Origin of the sequence: Kibdelosporangium philippinense (genome assembly GCF_021390435.2) — a bacterium.
GTDB lineage: Bacteria > Actinomycetota > Actinomycetes > Mycobacteriales > Pseudonocardiaceae > Kibdelosporangium > Kibdelosporangium philippinense.
The window spans coordinates 1,250,306-1,265,482 of the sequence record NZ_JAJVCN010000002.1; the positions used below are offsets into that span (position 1 = coordinate 1,250,306).

At 67.2% G+C, this 15,177-nt stretch carries 15 protein-coding genes; 10 read left to right on the top strand and 5 right to left on the bottom strand.

All coding sequences use genetic code 11. From position 1 onward, the window contains the following. Positions 1 to 38 precede the first annotated feature (38 nt). Positions 39 to 365, top strand: a complete 327-nt coding sequence (locus tag LWC34_RS24935; RefSeq protein WP_233727566.1) for a hypothetical protein — start codon at positions 39 to 41, stop codon at positions 363 to 365. Here LWC34_RS24935 and LWC34_RS24940 read toward each other — a convergent pair. From LWC34_RS24940 to LWC34_RS24950, 3 genes are all read right to left on the bottom strand, one after another. After that, entirely contained in the window at positions 352 to 1,689 is a 1,338-nt protein-coding gene (locus LWC34_RS24940) for a coenzyme F420-0:L-glutamate ligase (RefSeq protein ID WP_233727567.1), read from the bottom strand. The genes LWC34_RS24935 and LWC34_RS24940 overlap by 14 nt on opposite strands. Further along, positions 1,686 to 2,672 carry a 2-phospho-L-lactate transferase gene (cofD, locus tag LWC34_RS24945; protein ID WP_233727568.1) on the bottom strand — a complete coding sequence of 329 codons (987 nt, stop codon included), beginning with the start codon at positions 2,670 to 2,672 and terminating at the stop codon, positions 1,686 to 1,688. The genes LWC34_RS24940 and cofD overlap by 4 nt, the downstream gene beginning before the upstream one ends. A gap of 73 nt (positions 2,673 to 2,745) precedes the next feature. Beyond that, positions 2,746 to 3,480, bottom strand: coding sequence for an SDR family oxidoreductase (locus LWC34_RS24950; RefSeq protein WP_233727569.1), 735 nt, complete (start codon positions 3,478 to 3,480; stop codon positions 2,746 to 2,748). 102 nt (positions 3,481 to 3,582) lie between these two features. Between LWC34_RS24950 and LWC34_RS24955 the strand changes: the two genes are divergently transcribed. After that, positions 3,583 to 4,467, top strand: a complete 885-nt coding sequence (locus LWC34_RS24955; RefSeq protein WP_233727570.1) for a helix-turn-helix transcriptional regulator — start codon at positions 3,583 to 3,585, stop codon at positions 4,465 to 4,467. Here the strand turns inward: LWC34_RS24955 and LWC34_RS24960 are convergent. Beyond that, complete coding sequence (locus LWC34_RS24960) at positions 4,393 to 5,148, bottom strand: site-2 protease family protein (RefSeq protein ID WP_233727571.1); 756 nt, start codon at positions 5,146 to 5,148, stop codon at positions 4,393 to 4,395. The two genes, LWC34_RS24955 and LWC34_RS24960, sit on opposite strands and share 75 nt — an antisense overlap. A gap of 231 nt (positions 5,149 to 5,379) precedes the next feature. Here LWC34_RS24960 and LWC34_RS24965 point away from each other — a divergent pair, with 231 nt between their 5' ends. Both LWC34_RS24965 and LWC34_RS24970 read left to right on the top strand, forming a co-directional pair. Beyond that, positions 5,380 to 5,694, top strand: a complete 315-nt coding sequence (locus LWC34_RS24965) for a WhiB family transcriptional regulator (RefSeq protein WP_233727572.1) — start codon at positions 5,380 to 5,382, stop codon at positions 5,692 to 5,694. Between the two features lie 259 nt (positions 5,695 to 5,953). Further along, on the top strand, positions 5,954 to 9,100 hold the full coding sequence (locus tag LWC34_RS24970; protein ID WP_233727573.1) for a glycosyltransferase family 2 protein: 3,147 nt from the start codon (positions 5,954 to 5,956) through the stop codon (positions 9,098 to 9,100). On the opposite strand, the gene LWC34_RS24975 is transcribed toward LWC34_RS24970, so the two are convergent. Continuing rightward, positions 9,058 to 9,462 carry a metallopeptidase family protein gene (locus tag LWC34_RS24975; protein WP_233727574.1) on the bottom strand — a complete coding sequence of 135 codons (405 nt, stop codon included), beginning with the start codon at positions 9,460 to 9,462 and terminating at the stop codon, positions 9,058 to 9,060. The two genes, LWC34_RS24970 and LWC34_RS24975, sit on opposite strands and share 43 nt — an antisense overlap. A 164-nt stretch (positions 9,463 to 9,626) precedes the next feature. On the opposite strand from LWC34_RS24975, the gene LWC34_RS24980 reads away from it, so the two are divergent. From LWC34_RS24980 to LWC34_RS25005, 6 genes are all read left to right on the top strand, one after another. Continuing rightward, positions 9,627 to 9,986 (top strand): DUF3499 domain-containing protein, encoded by a 360-nt coding sequence (locus tag LWC34_RS24980; RefSeq protein WP_233727575.1) that lies wholly within the window; start codon positions 9,627 to 9,629, stop codon positions 9,984 to 9,986. Positions 9,987 to 10,066: 80 nt separating this feature from the next. Continuing rightward, a complete protein-coding gene (locus LWC34_RS24985; RefSeq protein WP_233727576.1) occupies positions 10,067 to 11,416 on the top strand; it encodes a phosphomannomutase/phosphoglucomutase in 1,350 nt (449 codons plus the stop codon). A 30-nt stretch (positions 11,417 to 11,446) separates the two neighbouring features. Next, on the top strand, positions 11,447 to 11,656 hold the full coding sequence (locus LWC34_RS24990) for a Trm112 family protein (RefSeq protein WP_233727577.1): 210 nt from the start codon (positions 11,447 to 11,449) through the stop codon (positions 11,654 to 11,656). Between the two features lie 5 nt (positions 11,657 to 11,661). After that, positions 11,662 to 12,753, top strand: coding sequence for a phosphoheptose isomerase family protein (locus tag LWC34_RS24995; RefSeq protein ID WP_233727578.1), 1,092 nt, complete (start codon positions 11,662 to 11,664; stop codon positions 12,751 to 12,753). A gap of 17 nt (positions 12,754 to 12,770) precedes the next feature. After that, entirely contained in the window at positions 12,771 to 13,994 is a 1,224-nt protein-coding gene (manA, locus tag LWC34_RS25000; RefSeq protein WP_233728876.1) for a mannose-6-phosphate isomerase, class I, read from the top strand. Positions 13,995 to 14,085: 91 nt separating this feature from the next. Further along, positions 14,086 to 15,009 carry a cation diffusion facilitator family transporter gene (locus LWC34_RS25005; protein WP_233727579.1) on the top strand — a complete coding sequence of 308 codons (924 nt, stop codon included), beginning with the start codon at positions 14,086 to 14,088 and terminating at the stop codon, positions 15,007 to 15,009. Positions 15,010 to 15,177: the final 168 nt, after the last annotated feature.

Below are 15,177 nucleotides of genomic sequence, written 5' to 3' on the forward strand. Positions count from 1 at the left end.
ACCTTAATTCACGTGACGGCGGCCATATCGTGGACATCGTGACACTGGTGAAGAAAGGTTCCCGATACCTGGCCATCGACGGAGTGGAATACCGCTGGCGGCTGCGTGGCCGCCCGACCTACAGCCAGGCGAATGCCTGGGCACCAATGACATTCGCGGTCGAACTGGCCGAGACACCGGGCACGACGTTGGTCGTGACGACAAACCAGGCGCACCCGAGCAACTGGGTCGGCGCGCCAGCGCGCCCGGTCCTGCCTGGTCACGTCGCCCGCGCGGTCCGGGCCGCGCTCGCCGGAGGCTGGCAACCAGCCAACCCCGGCAAGCCGTTCATGCTCGATCAGTCCGAGGGTTTCACAGCTCCATGAACGCGTCGGCTGGATCGCGCGGCGGGCGTGGCGTGAGTGGGCCGTCGGTCGGATAGCCGACCGCGACCGCGCCAAGCGGCTCCCATTCCGCAGGCAGCCCAAGGACTTCACGTACGACGGGCGCGCAGAAGATCGTCGACGAAACCCAGCAAGATCCGATGCCCTCGGCCGCCAACGCGACCAAAAGACCCTGCACAGCCGCGCCACCGGCGATGGTGAACATCGTCCGCTCAGCCTGTGACCGTTGCGGGTCCGGATACGTATGTGCGCCTTCGCGTACCAGGAAAGGGAGAATGATTTCCTTGGCCCCGTAAAGCAGATCGCCGCGGCGGACGCGGCGGTCGATCCGCTCGGCCGACCAGCCGTCGTTAGCGAGGTCGGCGCGCCATTGCGCCCGCATCGCGTCAAGGAGTTCCTTGCGGCGCTCCTTGACGTGCACAAACCGGACCGGACGCGTGTGGTGCGGAGCGGGCGCGGTCAGCGCGACGCCCACTGCCTTACGAATCGCGTCCTCGGGAATGGGTTCGTCGGTGTAGAAGCGGGCCGATCGGCGCATCAGAACGGCTTCGGATCGCCCTTGCGCCAACGACTCTTCCGTACCAAGCCGGAACAGGTCCTGTTCGAGAGGACGGATCAAGTCAGCGGCCGTCGACCCGTCATCGGTCACCGACAACCCGCGAAGGACGGCCACGGGAACGCCGCCGGTCTTGCCTTTGACCAGGTCGGCGGCTGCTGCGATCTCGTCGGCGACCGCGACCTCGGTGACGACGAGTTCGTTGCCCTGCCGGTCAATCTGGCCCGCGTATTTGTGCAGAACGGTCAAACCGGATGATCCGATGGCCGCGTCGGTCTGGCCGACGCGCCACGCACGGCCCATGGTGTCGGTGATCACGACGGCCACATCCACGCCGAGGCGAGCGTGAATCCCCTTACGCAGAGCCAAAGCTGACGCGTCTGGGTTTTCCGGCAGCAGGGCGAGCTCGTCACCGGCCACATTGGACGCGTCAATCCCGGACGCCGCCTGCACGATGCCGAGCTTGTTCTCGGTGATCAGCGTGCGGTTGATGCGCGCGACAACCCGCACGGCCTCGGCTTCGACCAACCGGCGGCGCTCGGCGTCACGGGCGTCGGCGTCGGCGGGGACCGTGACCAGTCGACCCTCGACTTTGGACACGACTTTGCTCGTCACCACGAGCACATCGCCATCCTGCAACCAAGGCGCAGCGTCAGCGATGGCACCGGCCAGATCGTCCCCAGGCCGGAACTCCGGCAACCCGGTCACAGCCTTGACGGTGATGTCACCGCCGCGAGCGTGATCGCTCATGCGTCCAACCCTGCCATTTCAAACGCCGCGCGAACCATCTCCGCCGTCGCGTCCACATCGCTCATCAACAACGGAACAGCCCGAACCGCGACCCCGGGAACATCGGCGGCCTCGCCGGTGTGCACGAGCCACGCGTCGAGCACGCCGTCATCAGAGCACTGCCGCGACCCGTAATACCGGCCGACAGCCTGCGAACTGGTCTCGACGCCGATAGCGGTCAGGCATGCGTCAGCCATGCCCCGCAACGGTTTCCCGCCAATGATCGGCGAAACCCCGACAACCATCCCGGCCGTCTTACGGATCGCCTCCCGCAACCCAGGGACAGCGAGCACGGTCCCGACGCTGACCACCGGGTTGGACGGCGCGAACAACACGACGTCCGCCTCGCTGATCGCGTCAAGCACACCGGGACCCGGCTCGGCCTCCTCGGCACCGACGGGGACGATCGACTGCGCGGGCAGTTTGGCCTGGTAGCGCACCCACCACTCCTGGAAGTGGATCGCCTTGCGATCTTCCTCCGGGATGTCGACGACCACGTGCGTCTCGACCCGGTCGTCGGTCATCGGCAGCAACCGGACACCCGGCTTCCACCGATCACACAACGCCTCAGTCACCGCTGACAGCGGATACCCGGCGCGCAGCATGCGCGTGCGCACCAGGTGTGTCGCGATGTCCTTGTCCCCGAGCCCGAACCAGTCAGGGTCAGCGCCGTACTTGGCCAGCTGCTCCTTGACGACCCACGTCTCGCCCTGCTGGCCCCAGCCGCGTTCGGTGTCGATCCCGCCGCCCAGGGTGTACATGCACGTGTCCAGGTCGGGACAGATCCGCAGGCCGTGCATCCACACATCGTCACCGGTGTTCACCACCGCGGTGATCTCGTGCTCGGACTCACCCGGCCCGACGGCCGGAAGCCCAAGCAGTTTCTTGACGCCAAGCAGGAACCGAGCTCCGCCGACCCCGCCAACAACCACGACGACCTTCACGGAATCGATCCTTGCACGGACCACCACCCCCGTGCCGAACGCCCTGGTCACACCTCGTGAGTGGTTAGGAGGGTTAGAACGCGTATAACCACTCACGAGAATTGATGTGGGCGGGCCTGCTGGTCACGTAGGCAACCAGATCCCCAAGCTCCTCGGCAGCCAGGATGCCCGCCTGCGAGATCCAGTTGTCCAGCATCTCGCCAGCCTCGCCCGTGATGCCCGCCCGGAGCTCGCTTTCCACCAGGCCAGGCTCGATATTGGTGACCCGGACCCCAGGCGGCCCGAGCTCCGCCCGCAAGGACTTCGACAGGTACGTCACAGCGGCCTTGGTGGCCCCATAGACGGCGTAGTCCGGGAAGAACTCGTGGGCCCCGATGGACGAGATGCTCACCAAGTCCGCGTGCCCCGAAGCCGTCAGGTCCGGAGTGAAAGCCCGCAACACCCGAAGCACTCCGGTCACGTTGACGTCGATCATCTGCTGCCAGTCCGAGAACGGAGCCGAGGTGATCGCCTGGGGGATCGTCACCCCGGCGTTGTTCACCACAAGGCCGACCCGGCCGAAAGCCTCGTGCACAGCAGTCACCGCCGCGTCGACCGACGAGGACGAAGTGATGTCCGTCGTCACAGTAAGCGCTTTCCCGCCATTGGCCTGGATCTTCTCGGCGACTTCGGCAAGACGGGAAGTACGGCGGGCAAGCAAAGCCACTCGAGCGCCACTCGCGGCCAACGAGGCAGCGATCGCGGCGCCGATTCCACTCGCCGCACCGGTCACAACGGCGGTTCGTCCAGCAAGGTTCTCGTATGTCATGGCAACGACACTGCCGCCGCGCCAAGCGGGGTACGAGGCCCGCGTTTAACTGGTTCTGCCAGGGCCACCCTTCCACCGCACGATCGATGCACACTGGGTCACGTGAGCAAAGAGCTGGGTGAGTTCCTCCGGACCAGACGCGCGCGCATCACGCCGGAAGAAGTGGGGTTCCCGCGCGTCGGCCGCCGCCGCGTTCCCGGTTTGCGCCGGGACGAACTGGCCAGGCTCGCGGGTGTCAGCGTCGAGTACTACACCCGGCTTGAACAGGGGCGGAGCCCCAATGTCTCCGAGTCTGTTCTGGACGCTGTCGGCAACGCCTTGTGCCTGAACGAAACCGAGCGAGACCACCTGCGTATCCTGGTGCGCCCCACGCGGCGCGCGCGCCCGTCGCCGCGCGGGGCCACACCAAAGGTCCGGCCCGCGGTTCAGATGGTGCTCGACCAGATGGACCGGATACCCGCGTTCGTTTTCGGGCCCAACCTCGATGTTCTCGCGTGGAACCGGCTCGGTGACGCGCTCATCGGGTTCTCGTTGATCGAGAGTCCCAACATGTGCCGGGGGATTTTTCTCGATCCGGCAGCCAAGGATTTCTATCCACAGTGGTCATGTGCCGCTGAGGACACCGTCGCCGTGCTGCGGTGGATGGCCACGCGCAATCCCGCCGAACCCGGGCTTGCTTCGCTGATCGGGGAGTTGTCCATCCACAGCAGGGAGTTTCGTGAGCTGTGGGCCAAGCACAACGTCAAGGAGAAGTCGTTCGGCGGCAAGCTGATGAATCATCCGATCGTCGGTGCGCTTGACCTGGCTTACGAGAGTTTCCCGCCGCCCGGTGAACCCGACATGGTTCTCGTCACGTACGTGGCGACGCCGGGTTCACCGACAGCCGACAAGCTCTCGCTGCTGGCCAGTTGGTCACAGCCAGAACATGAACGTGTTGCGGCCGAGCGCGGCGGCGTAGCTCGATCCGCCGACCGCGTCGAAGATTGACGAAACCAGCTCGTAGAACGCGCTGCCGACACCGGGAAGGCCGATCAGGCACGCGAACAGGATCAGCGGCGCCCACTGCGCCGCTTTGTGGCCGAACACCTGGGTTTTGTACGACAGGTACGGCTGGATCGCGCCCCAGCCGTCCAGTCCGGGGATGGGCAGGATGTTCAGCAGGAAGGCGAAGATCTGCAGGAAGGCCAAAAAGGACAGTCCGGCGGACAGTGGCGTCAACTCGCCAGGCATGAACAGGGCCACTGAAAGGGTCAGCAAAATACCAAGGAACAGGTTGGTCAGCGGCCCGGCCAGCGACACCCATGACTCGACGCGCTTGGTGCGCAACGCGTGGTGGTTGATCCACACCGCACCGCCAGGCAACGGGATTCCGCCGATCAGCAGGAAGATCAGCGGCAGCACGATACTCAGCAACGGGTCAGTGTACCGGCGGATGTCCAGCGTCAGGTAGCCCTTCCACCGCACCTCACGGTCGCCGCCACGGTATGCCACGAACGCGTGCCCGAACTCGTGCAGGCAGAGTGACACCGCCCAGCCACCGAGAACGAGGATCACCACACCTGCGGTGTATGCGAATTCACTCTCCAGAATGGTCAGCACGCCGCCGCCGATGGTGGCCGCGAGCAGGGCGAGGAACAGTGGACTTGGACGAGTGTCTTGTCTCCGCACGACTCCAGTGTGTCATCGAAAGAGATCCACCTACTGTCCGCCGCCTGTCGATCCACTTCACCCGATCGGGCAAAGAACCGGACTTTCCTCGGCAAATACCCGTCACCCACGTGGGTACTTCGCTTGACCGGCCGGGACTACACAGGTGTAATCACAGAGATGTCATTCGCCGAATGGGAGGGCGGGTGGCGTCCGCCAACCGGGGAGTGGAAGGCGGGGAGGTGGACGGACATGATGGCCGACGAAGGGGACCGAGTCGTGGAGTGGGGGGACGCGCCGACTGAGGATCTGGGCGTCCTGGTACATCTCTTCGACACGGCGGAGGACGAGCAGGAGTGGCAGGAGCGCGCCCTGTGCGCGCAAACCGACCCTGAGGCGTTCTTCCCAGAGAAGGGCGGATCGACAAGAGAGGCCAAGCGGATCTGTCAGGGCTGCGAGGTCCGTTCCGAGTGCCTCGAGTACGCGCTCGGGCACGACGAACGCTTCGGCATTTGGGGCGGGCTGTCCGAACGGGAGCGCCGCAAGCTGAAGAAACGCGTGGTCTAGGTCGTGTTTCTGCTACCCGATCGATGAGAGCGGGGATCGGGGCGGTTCCTGGCGTCGCCGCGGCGACGCCGCGAATACTGGTTGTCTTTGGGCGTTGCCGCGGTGGCGCCAGGGGCCGTATCCGGCCCCGCTATCGCGATCGTGGCAGCAGAAACGCGGCCTTGGCGGCGATTTCGCGGGATGCGTGCGTACGGTGTCTGCTCGCGACCAGGTGAGTAGAGGCCGACGGAGGTAGCCGGTGCGCCCACAGTTCAGGACTGTGCCCGTGTTGGCGGTCCTGGTCTGCCACGACGGCGAGGAATGGCTCCGGCTGGCGCTTTCCGCGTTGCGTCGCAGCACGCCAAGGCCACGGCACGTGGTCGCGGTCGACACGGGCTCGGCCGACGGTACCGCGAAACTACTGGCAGCCAGCGAGGACGTCGTCGACGGCGTGATCGAACTCGATCGTTCGTCGAGTTTTGGTGACGCTGTCGCGGCAGCTCTGCGGTATGGGGTCGAGCGCTGGGGCGACCCTGGTGGCTGGTTGTGGTTGCTGCACGACGATTGCGCGCCGGAACCGCATTGTCTCGGCACATTGCTGACGGCGGCGGAACTGTCACCGTCAGCTGGCGTGCTTGGACCAGTCGCACATGACTGGGACGAGCCGCGGCTGATTGTCGGAGCCGGTTTGTCGACCGACGCCTCAGGTCATCGGCAAACCGGTATCGGCACCGGTGAATGGGTGCGCGCACGCCAGGTCGAGCAGAGCAGTGAAGTTCTCGCCGTACCTTCTGCGGGTTTGCTTGTCCGTCGTGAGCTGTGGGAACGGCTCGGCGGTTTCGATTCCGAAGTGCCCGGTGCGTTCGACGACATCGATTTCGGCTGGCGCGCGAACAGATCCGGCGCGGTCGCATTGTGTGTTCCGGCCGCGCGAATCAAACACGCGAACGCGGGCCGGGTGGACAATATCCGAGCGCGCTCGAACGGTGTCCGGACATTTCTGGTCAATTCCGGGTTCTTTTCGTTTCTCATCGGTGTACCGAGGCTCGCGGTGTTGTGCCTGCTGCGGGCGCTCGGGTTTCTTCTACTGCGCCGGATTTCCCGTGCGCACGGGGAAATCGCCGCGGCCGGCAGGTTGCTCGGCGGCCGGATGCGGCTGCTGCGGGCCCGTCGCGCGCGGCGCGGGCTAGGCCAGACCGGCAGCGTGCGCGGGCTCTTCACCAGCCGATCTACCCGGCTACGCAACACCTTCCGGGCCGCGGTCACCTACCTCGTACGCAGGCGCGTGGAAGCCGACGTCGCCCTCGGCGAGGCGCCGGAGACCGTCTGGATCCCGCCTGAGGAGACGCAAAAGCCAATTGGGCCGGACGCATTGCCCGCGGGCGCGTTGGGCCGCGCAGGGCAACGTAAGGCGGCGGGACTGCGTCGCCCACCGAGCGCGGTCACTGTGTCCGTGCCTGCCGCCAAAGGTCCTAAAGGCCGACGACCGAGTCCGCGGCCGCGCCCGTCACCCGTGCCGCGAGACGGAAGTCCGCAGCCGGAAGTGCTGCTGGTCGAAGTGGACCGTGGCCGCGTACTCAAACAAATCCTGCTGGCGCCGCCATTGTTGCTGGTGCTGGGGTTGGTCGCGGGAGGACTCGTGATCAACTGGAATCGGCTGAGCCTCTCGCTGACCGGCGGAAGGCTGCTGCCGGTATCGGATGTATGGACGGAGTATCTGTCCGCGTGGCACGCCGTTTCCGGTGGTACGGCCTCGCCCGCGCCGACAGCCCTTGCGGTACTGGGGATTCTGGGCGGCCAGGCCGGGCTGCTGCTCATCGGTGACCTGCCCCTCGCGGGTCTGAGTGCTTATATCGCGACTCGAAAAATGGGGGTACGGCGCGGAATCCGGGCCGTCATCGCAGGTCTGTACGCGTTGCTGCCGCCCGCGATCGCGGCGGTGTCGCAAGGCAGGCTCGACGCGGTCGTCGTGCACATCCTTTTGCCAGTGGTGGTTTCCGGGATCGTTTCAGTGCTGACGGGCGCGTCGCGTTCCTGGCTGTCGGTCGCGGCCGGATCGTCGCTGGGCCTTGCCGTGATCGGCGCGTTCTCACCGTTGGTCCACTTGGTGATCCTGGTGTGCGCGCTGGCCGGGTTCGTCCTGGTCGCCGGGCAGCGCGGGGACGGTAAGCGCCGCGGCGCCGCGCTGTTCGCGATTGTGCTGCTACCACTGGCTTTGCTGCTGCCGTGGCCCGCTGTACTGATTCAGAACCCCGCCATCGTGGTGCACGGCGTCGGCGGCTGGGTCCCGTATACCAACGACTTCGGGTCGGTCGTGCTGGCGCTGGTCGTCGCCGTCGTCGCGGCCGCTGGCCTCGTCGCCCAACCGGGCCGGGGATCGTTGCCAGGCTTGGGTTTGCTCGCCTTGGGGATCGGCGCGGCCGCGGTCGTGCGGTTCATGCCGATGGCGCCGGTCATTGGCGGTGCGCCGCAACAAGGCTGGCTGGGGACACCGCTGATCGTCGTCGGCTGGGGTCTGCTGTGGGCACTCACCGGGACGACGTTGAAGGTACGCCCGGCGATGGCGATCGGCGCCACGGCGTTGGTCGTGTTGGCAGGCGGTGCTTTCCTCCTCGGCCGCGGCGGGTCGCTGACCACGCAAGACAGTGTCCGGTTGGGTACGGCGCCCGCGCGTGAACTGGCTGAAACCGGTCGCGGTGTGCTCGTACTGTCGCGAGGCGATCAACCCGCGCGCCAAGCCGCGGGCCGGATGCCGCAGTTCGGCGACGACGACCTCGTTCCGGTCGCGTCCGCGCGAGCGCGGATTCTGCGCTGGGACAACGACTTCCGCTCGGACGTGCCCGACCTCGCCAAGGCCGCGGTCTCGTCGGCGGCTGCCGCTGGCGTGCTGTTCGTGGTCATGCCTGACCAGACATCGGGTCAACGATTGCAGGGTGCGGCAGGCGATCTTGTCGCCGCCACAACGTCCACTTCGGACGGACGGCCGGTCTTCCGGCTGCAGCCCGCCGCGGGCCGGGCCGTGCTGCTGGCCCCGGAACTGGCGAAACAGGCCGTGACGGGCGGAGTCCCGCCGACCGCGCTCGGCGCGGGCGGAATCGTGCCGGTCGACGCGGGACCGCCGGAAGTCGCCGTTCGCGTGTCCGACGGATCCGACGGGCGGCTGCTGGTCATCGCGGCGGCCGAGGAACCCGGCTGGCGCGCGGAAGTCAACGGCCGTCAGGTTCCTGTCGTCCGGGCGTGGGGCAACCTCGTCGGTGTGGCAGTGCCTGCGCGCGCTTCGGATGTGCGCGTGGAGTATTCATCGGACCTTCGGGCATTCCTGCTGTTGATCCAGGGTGCGGCGCTGCTGTTCACGCTGCTGACCGCAATCCCCGGCCGCAGGACTCAGGCGCCGCCCTCGATGGCGTCCGGGTCGACGCTGAGGTAGTTCGCGACCTGCTCGACCAGCACGTCATGCACGAGGTCCGCCAGCTCCGCGCTGTCCTTCGCGCGCGCCTCCAACGGCCGCCGGTAGAGCACGATCCGCGCGCTGGTGGGATTCCCGCGTCGATCCATGCCAGCGGGGACAAGCCGGGCCAACGGGACACCACCGTCGGACAGGATGCCGTCCGGCGGCGGGGAGCCGGGCGCCTCGATCTCCGGGACGTCGTCGACCGCGACATCGAGCTTGGTCAACTCGGTCCGCCAGCGTGCCTCGATCGGCTCGAGCGCGTCGAGAACGAGCGCGTCGAACTTCTCCGCGCGAGTGCTTGCGGCAGGCAGCGTCGACGGGTAGAGAGGCCCACGCATGCCACGACCATGCCGATCTCGTCCACGACGTGACGAGCGACGACGGGGCGTGACCACCTCGCAAGCACCTCCTACGGATAGCTCTAGGACAAACAGGGTACTGGGGGCGTGTCGCCGGTGTGCCTGGCTGCCCGCCGAGGAGAAACGCGCTATCGTCCACGATCGTGCGGAATGTGCGGCGTTGTTCGCGGACCGGGTGTGTGAACCCGGCCGTCGCGACGCTGACCTACGCCTACGCGGACTCCACCGCAGTGGTCGGACCACTTGCCACGTACTCCGAACCGCACAGCTACGACCTCTGCGAAGAGCACGCGATGCGGCTGACCGCGCCCCGCGGCTGGGACGTGGTCCGGTACGACGGCGAATTCGCCGCACCTGAGCCATCTCACGACGATCTGACCGCGTTGGCCGAGGCCGTGCGCGAGGCAGGCAGGCCGGACCGGCCGGTCGCGGCACCCGATCCCGACCCGACCTCTGGCAGGCGTGGTCACCTGCGGGTCCTGCCCGATCCCGTCGCCGAGTAGGCTGCCCCCGACCTGCTTGCAGGGTCGGGCATAGGCACCGCATAGGCTCCCTGGCAGACGATTCGACCCGGGGAGAGCTTGTGCGTGACTTGTCCGCCATCTTCAAGGCATACGACATCCGCGGCTTGGTGGGCGAGCAGCTCGACGCCGACGTGGTCCGTGAGATCGGCGCCGCGTTCGCGCGCCTTGTCGGCGGCCCAGCCGTCGTCATCGGGCACGACATGCGTGACTCGTCGCCCGGCCTGTCCAGCGCGTTCGCCGAGGGTGTCACGCGTGAGGGCGTCGACGTCGTCAGCATCGGGCTGGCGAGCACCGACATGCTGTACTTCGCTTCCGGTGACCTGAATCTGCCTGGCGCGATGTTCACCGCGAGCCACAACCCCGCCGCGTACAACGGGATCAAGGTTTGCCGGTCCGGTGCCGCGCCGGTCGGCCAGGACACCGGTCTCGCCGACATGCAGCGCGAGGTCGAGCAGGGCATGCCGGAGAACGGCGCCCAGCCTGGTGAGGTCGAAGAGCGCTCCATGCTCGACGCGTACGCCGCATACCTGAACCGGCTCGTTGATCTCTCGGGCAGCCGTCCGCTCAGGATCGTCGTGGACGCGGGCAACGGCATGGGCGGCTACACCGTGCCCAAGGTCTTCGAGGGCCTGCCGATCGAGATCATCCCGATGTACTTCGAGCTGGACGGCTCGTTCCCGAACCACGAGGCCAACCCGCTGGACCCGAAGAACATCGTTGACCTGCAGGCAAAGGTCCGCGAGGTCGGCGCGGACGCCGGACTGGCGTTCGACGGCGACGCCGACCGCTGCTTCGTGGTCGACGAGAACGGCGACCCGGTCTCACCGAGCGCGATCACCGCACTGGTCGCCACGCGTGAGCTGGCCAAGGAGCCCGGTTCGACGATCATCTACAACCTGATCACCTCGAAGGCGGTCCCGGAGATCGTCACCGAGAACGGCGGCAAGCCGGTCCGCACCCGCGTCGGTCACTCGTTCATCAAGCAGGAGATGGCCAAGACCGACGCGATCTTCGGCGGCGAGCACTCCGCGCACTACTACTTCCGCGACTTCTGGCGTGCCGACACCGGCATGCTGGCCGCGCTGCACGTGCTTGCCGCGCTCGGCGAGCAGGACGGCCCGCTGTCCGCGCTGACGGCCGACTATGCCCGGTATGCCGCGTCCGGCGAGATCAACTCGACGGTCGACGACCAGAAGGCGCGTCTCGAGGCGGTCAAGAACACCTATTCCGCTCAGGACGGCGTCACGATCGACGAGTTGGACGGTCTGACTGTCGAGCTGCCTTCCGGCGCGTGGTTCAACCTGCGGCCATCGAACACCGAGCCGCTGCTGCGGCTCAACGTCGAGGCGGCGGATGAGGCGGCCGTGGCCGCGCTGCGTGACGAGGTACTCGCCATCGTCCGCGGTTAGGCCACACTGAGAGTGGGAGAAGGAGGCATCGTGGCAGTACAGCTCGATCCGCAGTTGCTCGACATCCTCGCCTGCCCGTCCGACGATCACGCGGCACTGCGCCCCGGCACCCCGGACGACCCGGAAGCCGACGCGCTCACGTGCACGTCCTGCGGTCGCCAGTACCCGGTGACCGACGGCATCCCCGTGCTGCTGCTCGACGAGGCGACGCAACCGACGGATCAGCAACCCGCGGAGTGAGTCCGGTGGCTGACGACACCCTGCTGGACGATCCCGCCCGGCTCTCCGAGGTCGACACCGACGGCGTGCTGCGCGCCGCCGCGCGAGCCGGTGCCCAGGTCAGGTCGGTGATCGAGACCGCGGCCGAGCTCGGCGTCGAGCGGGCGCTGGCGGACGTCCGGCCGCGCGCTTTGTTGCTCGTGACCAGGCCGGGCCACGGTGGCGCCATCGCGGATCTGCTGGTGGCGTTGCTCGGCCCGGCGTGCCCGGTGCCTGTGGTGGTCGTCGACGAGGTGCCCGGCTGGGTCGGTCCGCTCGACGTAGTGATTACGCACACAGAAGACCCGGGCGACCGAGTCCTCGCGGAGTCCATCGGCCGCGCCACGCGCTACGGCGCCACAGTCGTGGTCACGGCGCCTCCCGAGGGCCCTGTGGCCGCCGCTGGCGCTGGTCGGGCGTTCCTGCTGCCGCCACGTGTGCCCGTGCCGCCCGGCTTCGCGTTCCCCAGGGCGTTCGCGGCCGGTCTGCTGACCCTGAACACCATGGGTTTGCTGCGGGTGGACGTGGACAAACTGGCCGACGAGCTGGACAAGGAAGCCGAGAAGGACCACCCGGCGCACGAGTCGTTCGTCAACCCGGCGAAAACCTTGGCGCTGCGCTTGTTCGAGCGAGTCCCGCTACTGTGGGGACTGGACCCGGCGGCGACTGCGGTGGCTTCGCACGCACGTCATGTGCTGGCCGCGCATGCCGGGTTTGTCTGTGATGTCGGCTCATATGCCGACGCGCAGACCCGGTTCGCGTTGCACCGGGCGGCCGTACGATCGACCTCCGGTCAGGGTATCTTCGACGATCCGGACGACTTCGCCGGCGACCCGACAGCGATGCTGCGGGTGCAGTTGCTTGCGATCAGTTCCGGACCGGCGGCGGATGCGGCGCGGCACATGGCCGCGGACACGTTGCCGGGAGCGGACGTGTTGGTCCCCGCCGAAGAGGTCGGCGCGGACGAGCCGGTCAGGGCTGCCGTGCTCGCGCTGCGGTTCGAACTCGCGGCGCTGTATCTCGGCCTCGCGGCCGGGACGATCGGCGGGTCGGGCAGATACGCCTCCGCTGGCGTTTGACGAGGGAGAGTTTGAGAGTGGAGTTGCTGCGCAACGCTGTGCGGCCCTATGCGTGGGGGTCGCGCACGACCATTGCCGAGCTGCTGGGCAGGCCCGTACCGGCGCCACACCCGGAGGCGGAGCTCTGGATGGGCGCACACCCAGGAGACCCGTCGCGCATCGACGACGACCGCTCCCTGCTCGAAGTCGTGGAAAAAGACCCCATCGGCCAGCTCGGCACGGAGTGCGCGGACCGCTGGGGCAACCGGCTGCCGTTCCTGCTGAAGATCCTCGCGGCCGAAGAGGCGCTGAGCATGCAGGCGCACCCGTCGGCCGAGCAGGCGCGTGAAGGCTACGAACGCGAGGAAGCCGCGGGCGTCCCGCGTGACGCGAAGAACCGCAACTACCCAGACCCGACCGCGAAGCCCGAGCTGATCTGCGCGCTGACGGAGTTCCACGCGCTCGCGGGCTTCCGCGATCCGCACGAGACCGTGCGGCTGCTGCGCGCGCTGGAGACGCCTGGACTGGCGCCGTACATCTCGCTGCTGGAAGGCCAGCCGGACTCCGACGGGCTGCGTGCGCTGTTCACGACGTGGATCACGCTCCCGCAGACCTCGTTGGACGTGCTGCTGCCGGAACTGCTGGACGTTTGCGTCGCGCACGTGAAGAACCACGGCGAGTTCTCCGTGGAATGCCGCACGATCCTGGAACTCGGCGAGGCACACGAAGGCGACGCCGGTGTGCTCGCCGCGTTGCTGCTCAACCGGATCGTGCTGCAGCCAGGCGAAGCGATCTTCCTTTCGGCCGGAAACCTGCACTCGTACCTGCACGGGACGGGCGTGGAGATCCTGGCGAACTCGGACAACATCCTGCGTGGCGGACTGACGCCCAAGCACGTCGACGTGCCGGAGTTGTTGCGGGTACTGGACTTCAGCTGCGGCAAGATGCCGGTTCTGCGCGGTTCGCACGTGGCACCGCGGATGTGGAACTACCCGACGCCCGCGCCGGAGTTCGAGCTGTCCAGGTTGGAATGGGCGCCGGACGAGCGTGACCCGGTTGACCTGGTGTGCGCGGGCCCGCAGATCCTGATCTGCACGGTCGGCGCGGTCCGGCTGCTCGAAGCCGACGGCAACAAGGTCGAACTCGGCCGAGGCCAGTCGGTGTGGCTGCCGGCGTGCAACCCGGACGTGCAGGTGATCCCGGTCGAAGGCGCACCGGCCCAGCTGTTCCGCGCGACCCCAGGGTCTGTCGTGAGTGGTTAGCCGGGTTAGAACACGCATAACCACTCACGAGCTTTGACCTGGCGTGGTCTAGGGTTCGTTCGGACAATCCGGACGGTTCCTGGGAGGGCACGTGGCTGCAGGGGGCGGCACCAAGGCGATCATCGCCGCGTTGCTGGCGAACGCCGGCATCGCGATCGCGAAGTTCGTCGGGTTCTTGATCACGGGTTCCTCTTCGATGCTGGCCGAGTCCGTGCACTCGGTGGCGGACACCTCCAACCAGGGCCTGCTCCTGCTCGGGCAGAAGACCGCCCGAAGGCAAGCCAACATCGACCACCCGTTCGGCTACGGCCGGGACCGGTACTTCTACTCGTTCATCGTCGCGCTGATGCTGTTCACCCTTGGCTCGGCATTCGCTTTGTACGAGGGAATCCACAAGCTCCAAGAGCCGGAGGCGCTGTCCTCGCCGCTGGTCGCGGTCGTCATCCTGGTGGTCGCGATCGGGCTGGAGACCTACAGCTTCCGTACCGCGATCGTGGAGTCCCGGCTGATCAAGGGCGACGCGACCTGGTGGGGGTTCATCCGCCAGTCCCGCACGCCCGAGCTGCCGGTGGTCTTGCTCGAGGACGCCGGTGCGTTGTTCGGCCTGGTCTTCGCACTGATCGGCGTCGGCCTCGCGACGATCACCGGCGACCCGATCTGGGACGCGGTGGGAACGTTGATGATCGGCGTGCTGCTCGGTGTGATCGCGATCATCCTGATCATCGAGATGAAGAGCCTGCTGATCGGCGAAGGCGCGACACCTCGTGAGCTGGACACGATCGTCGACGAGATCGCCGCTGGCCGGATCGAGCGCGTGATCCACATCAAGACGCAGTACATGGGCCCGGAGGAGCTGCTCGTCGCCGCCAAGGTGGCGTTGACCCCCGGGCTGTCGGTCGAAGAAGTCGCGCAGGCGATCGACGACGCGGAGCAGCGGATCCGTAACAAGGTCCCATCGGCCCGCCTGATCTACCTCGAACCAGACCTCGACCGCAGCATCAAAGCAACCACCTAGGCCGTGTCCACCACTCCAGCACACCGTGTCCACCGTTCCTGAAGGCCGTGTCCACCATTGCGGCCCACCGTGTCCACCTTTGCTGAAGGGTGTGTCCACCTTTCCTGCACACTGAAATGCACTTTGCGGCATCTTGAGACCTGCCTTGGCTTGCCGATGCGGAGCTGA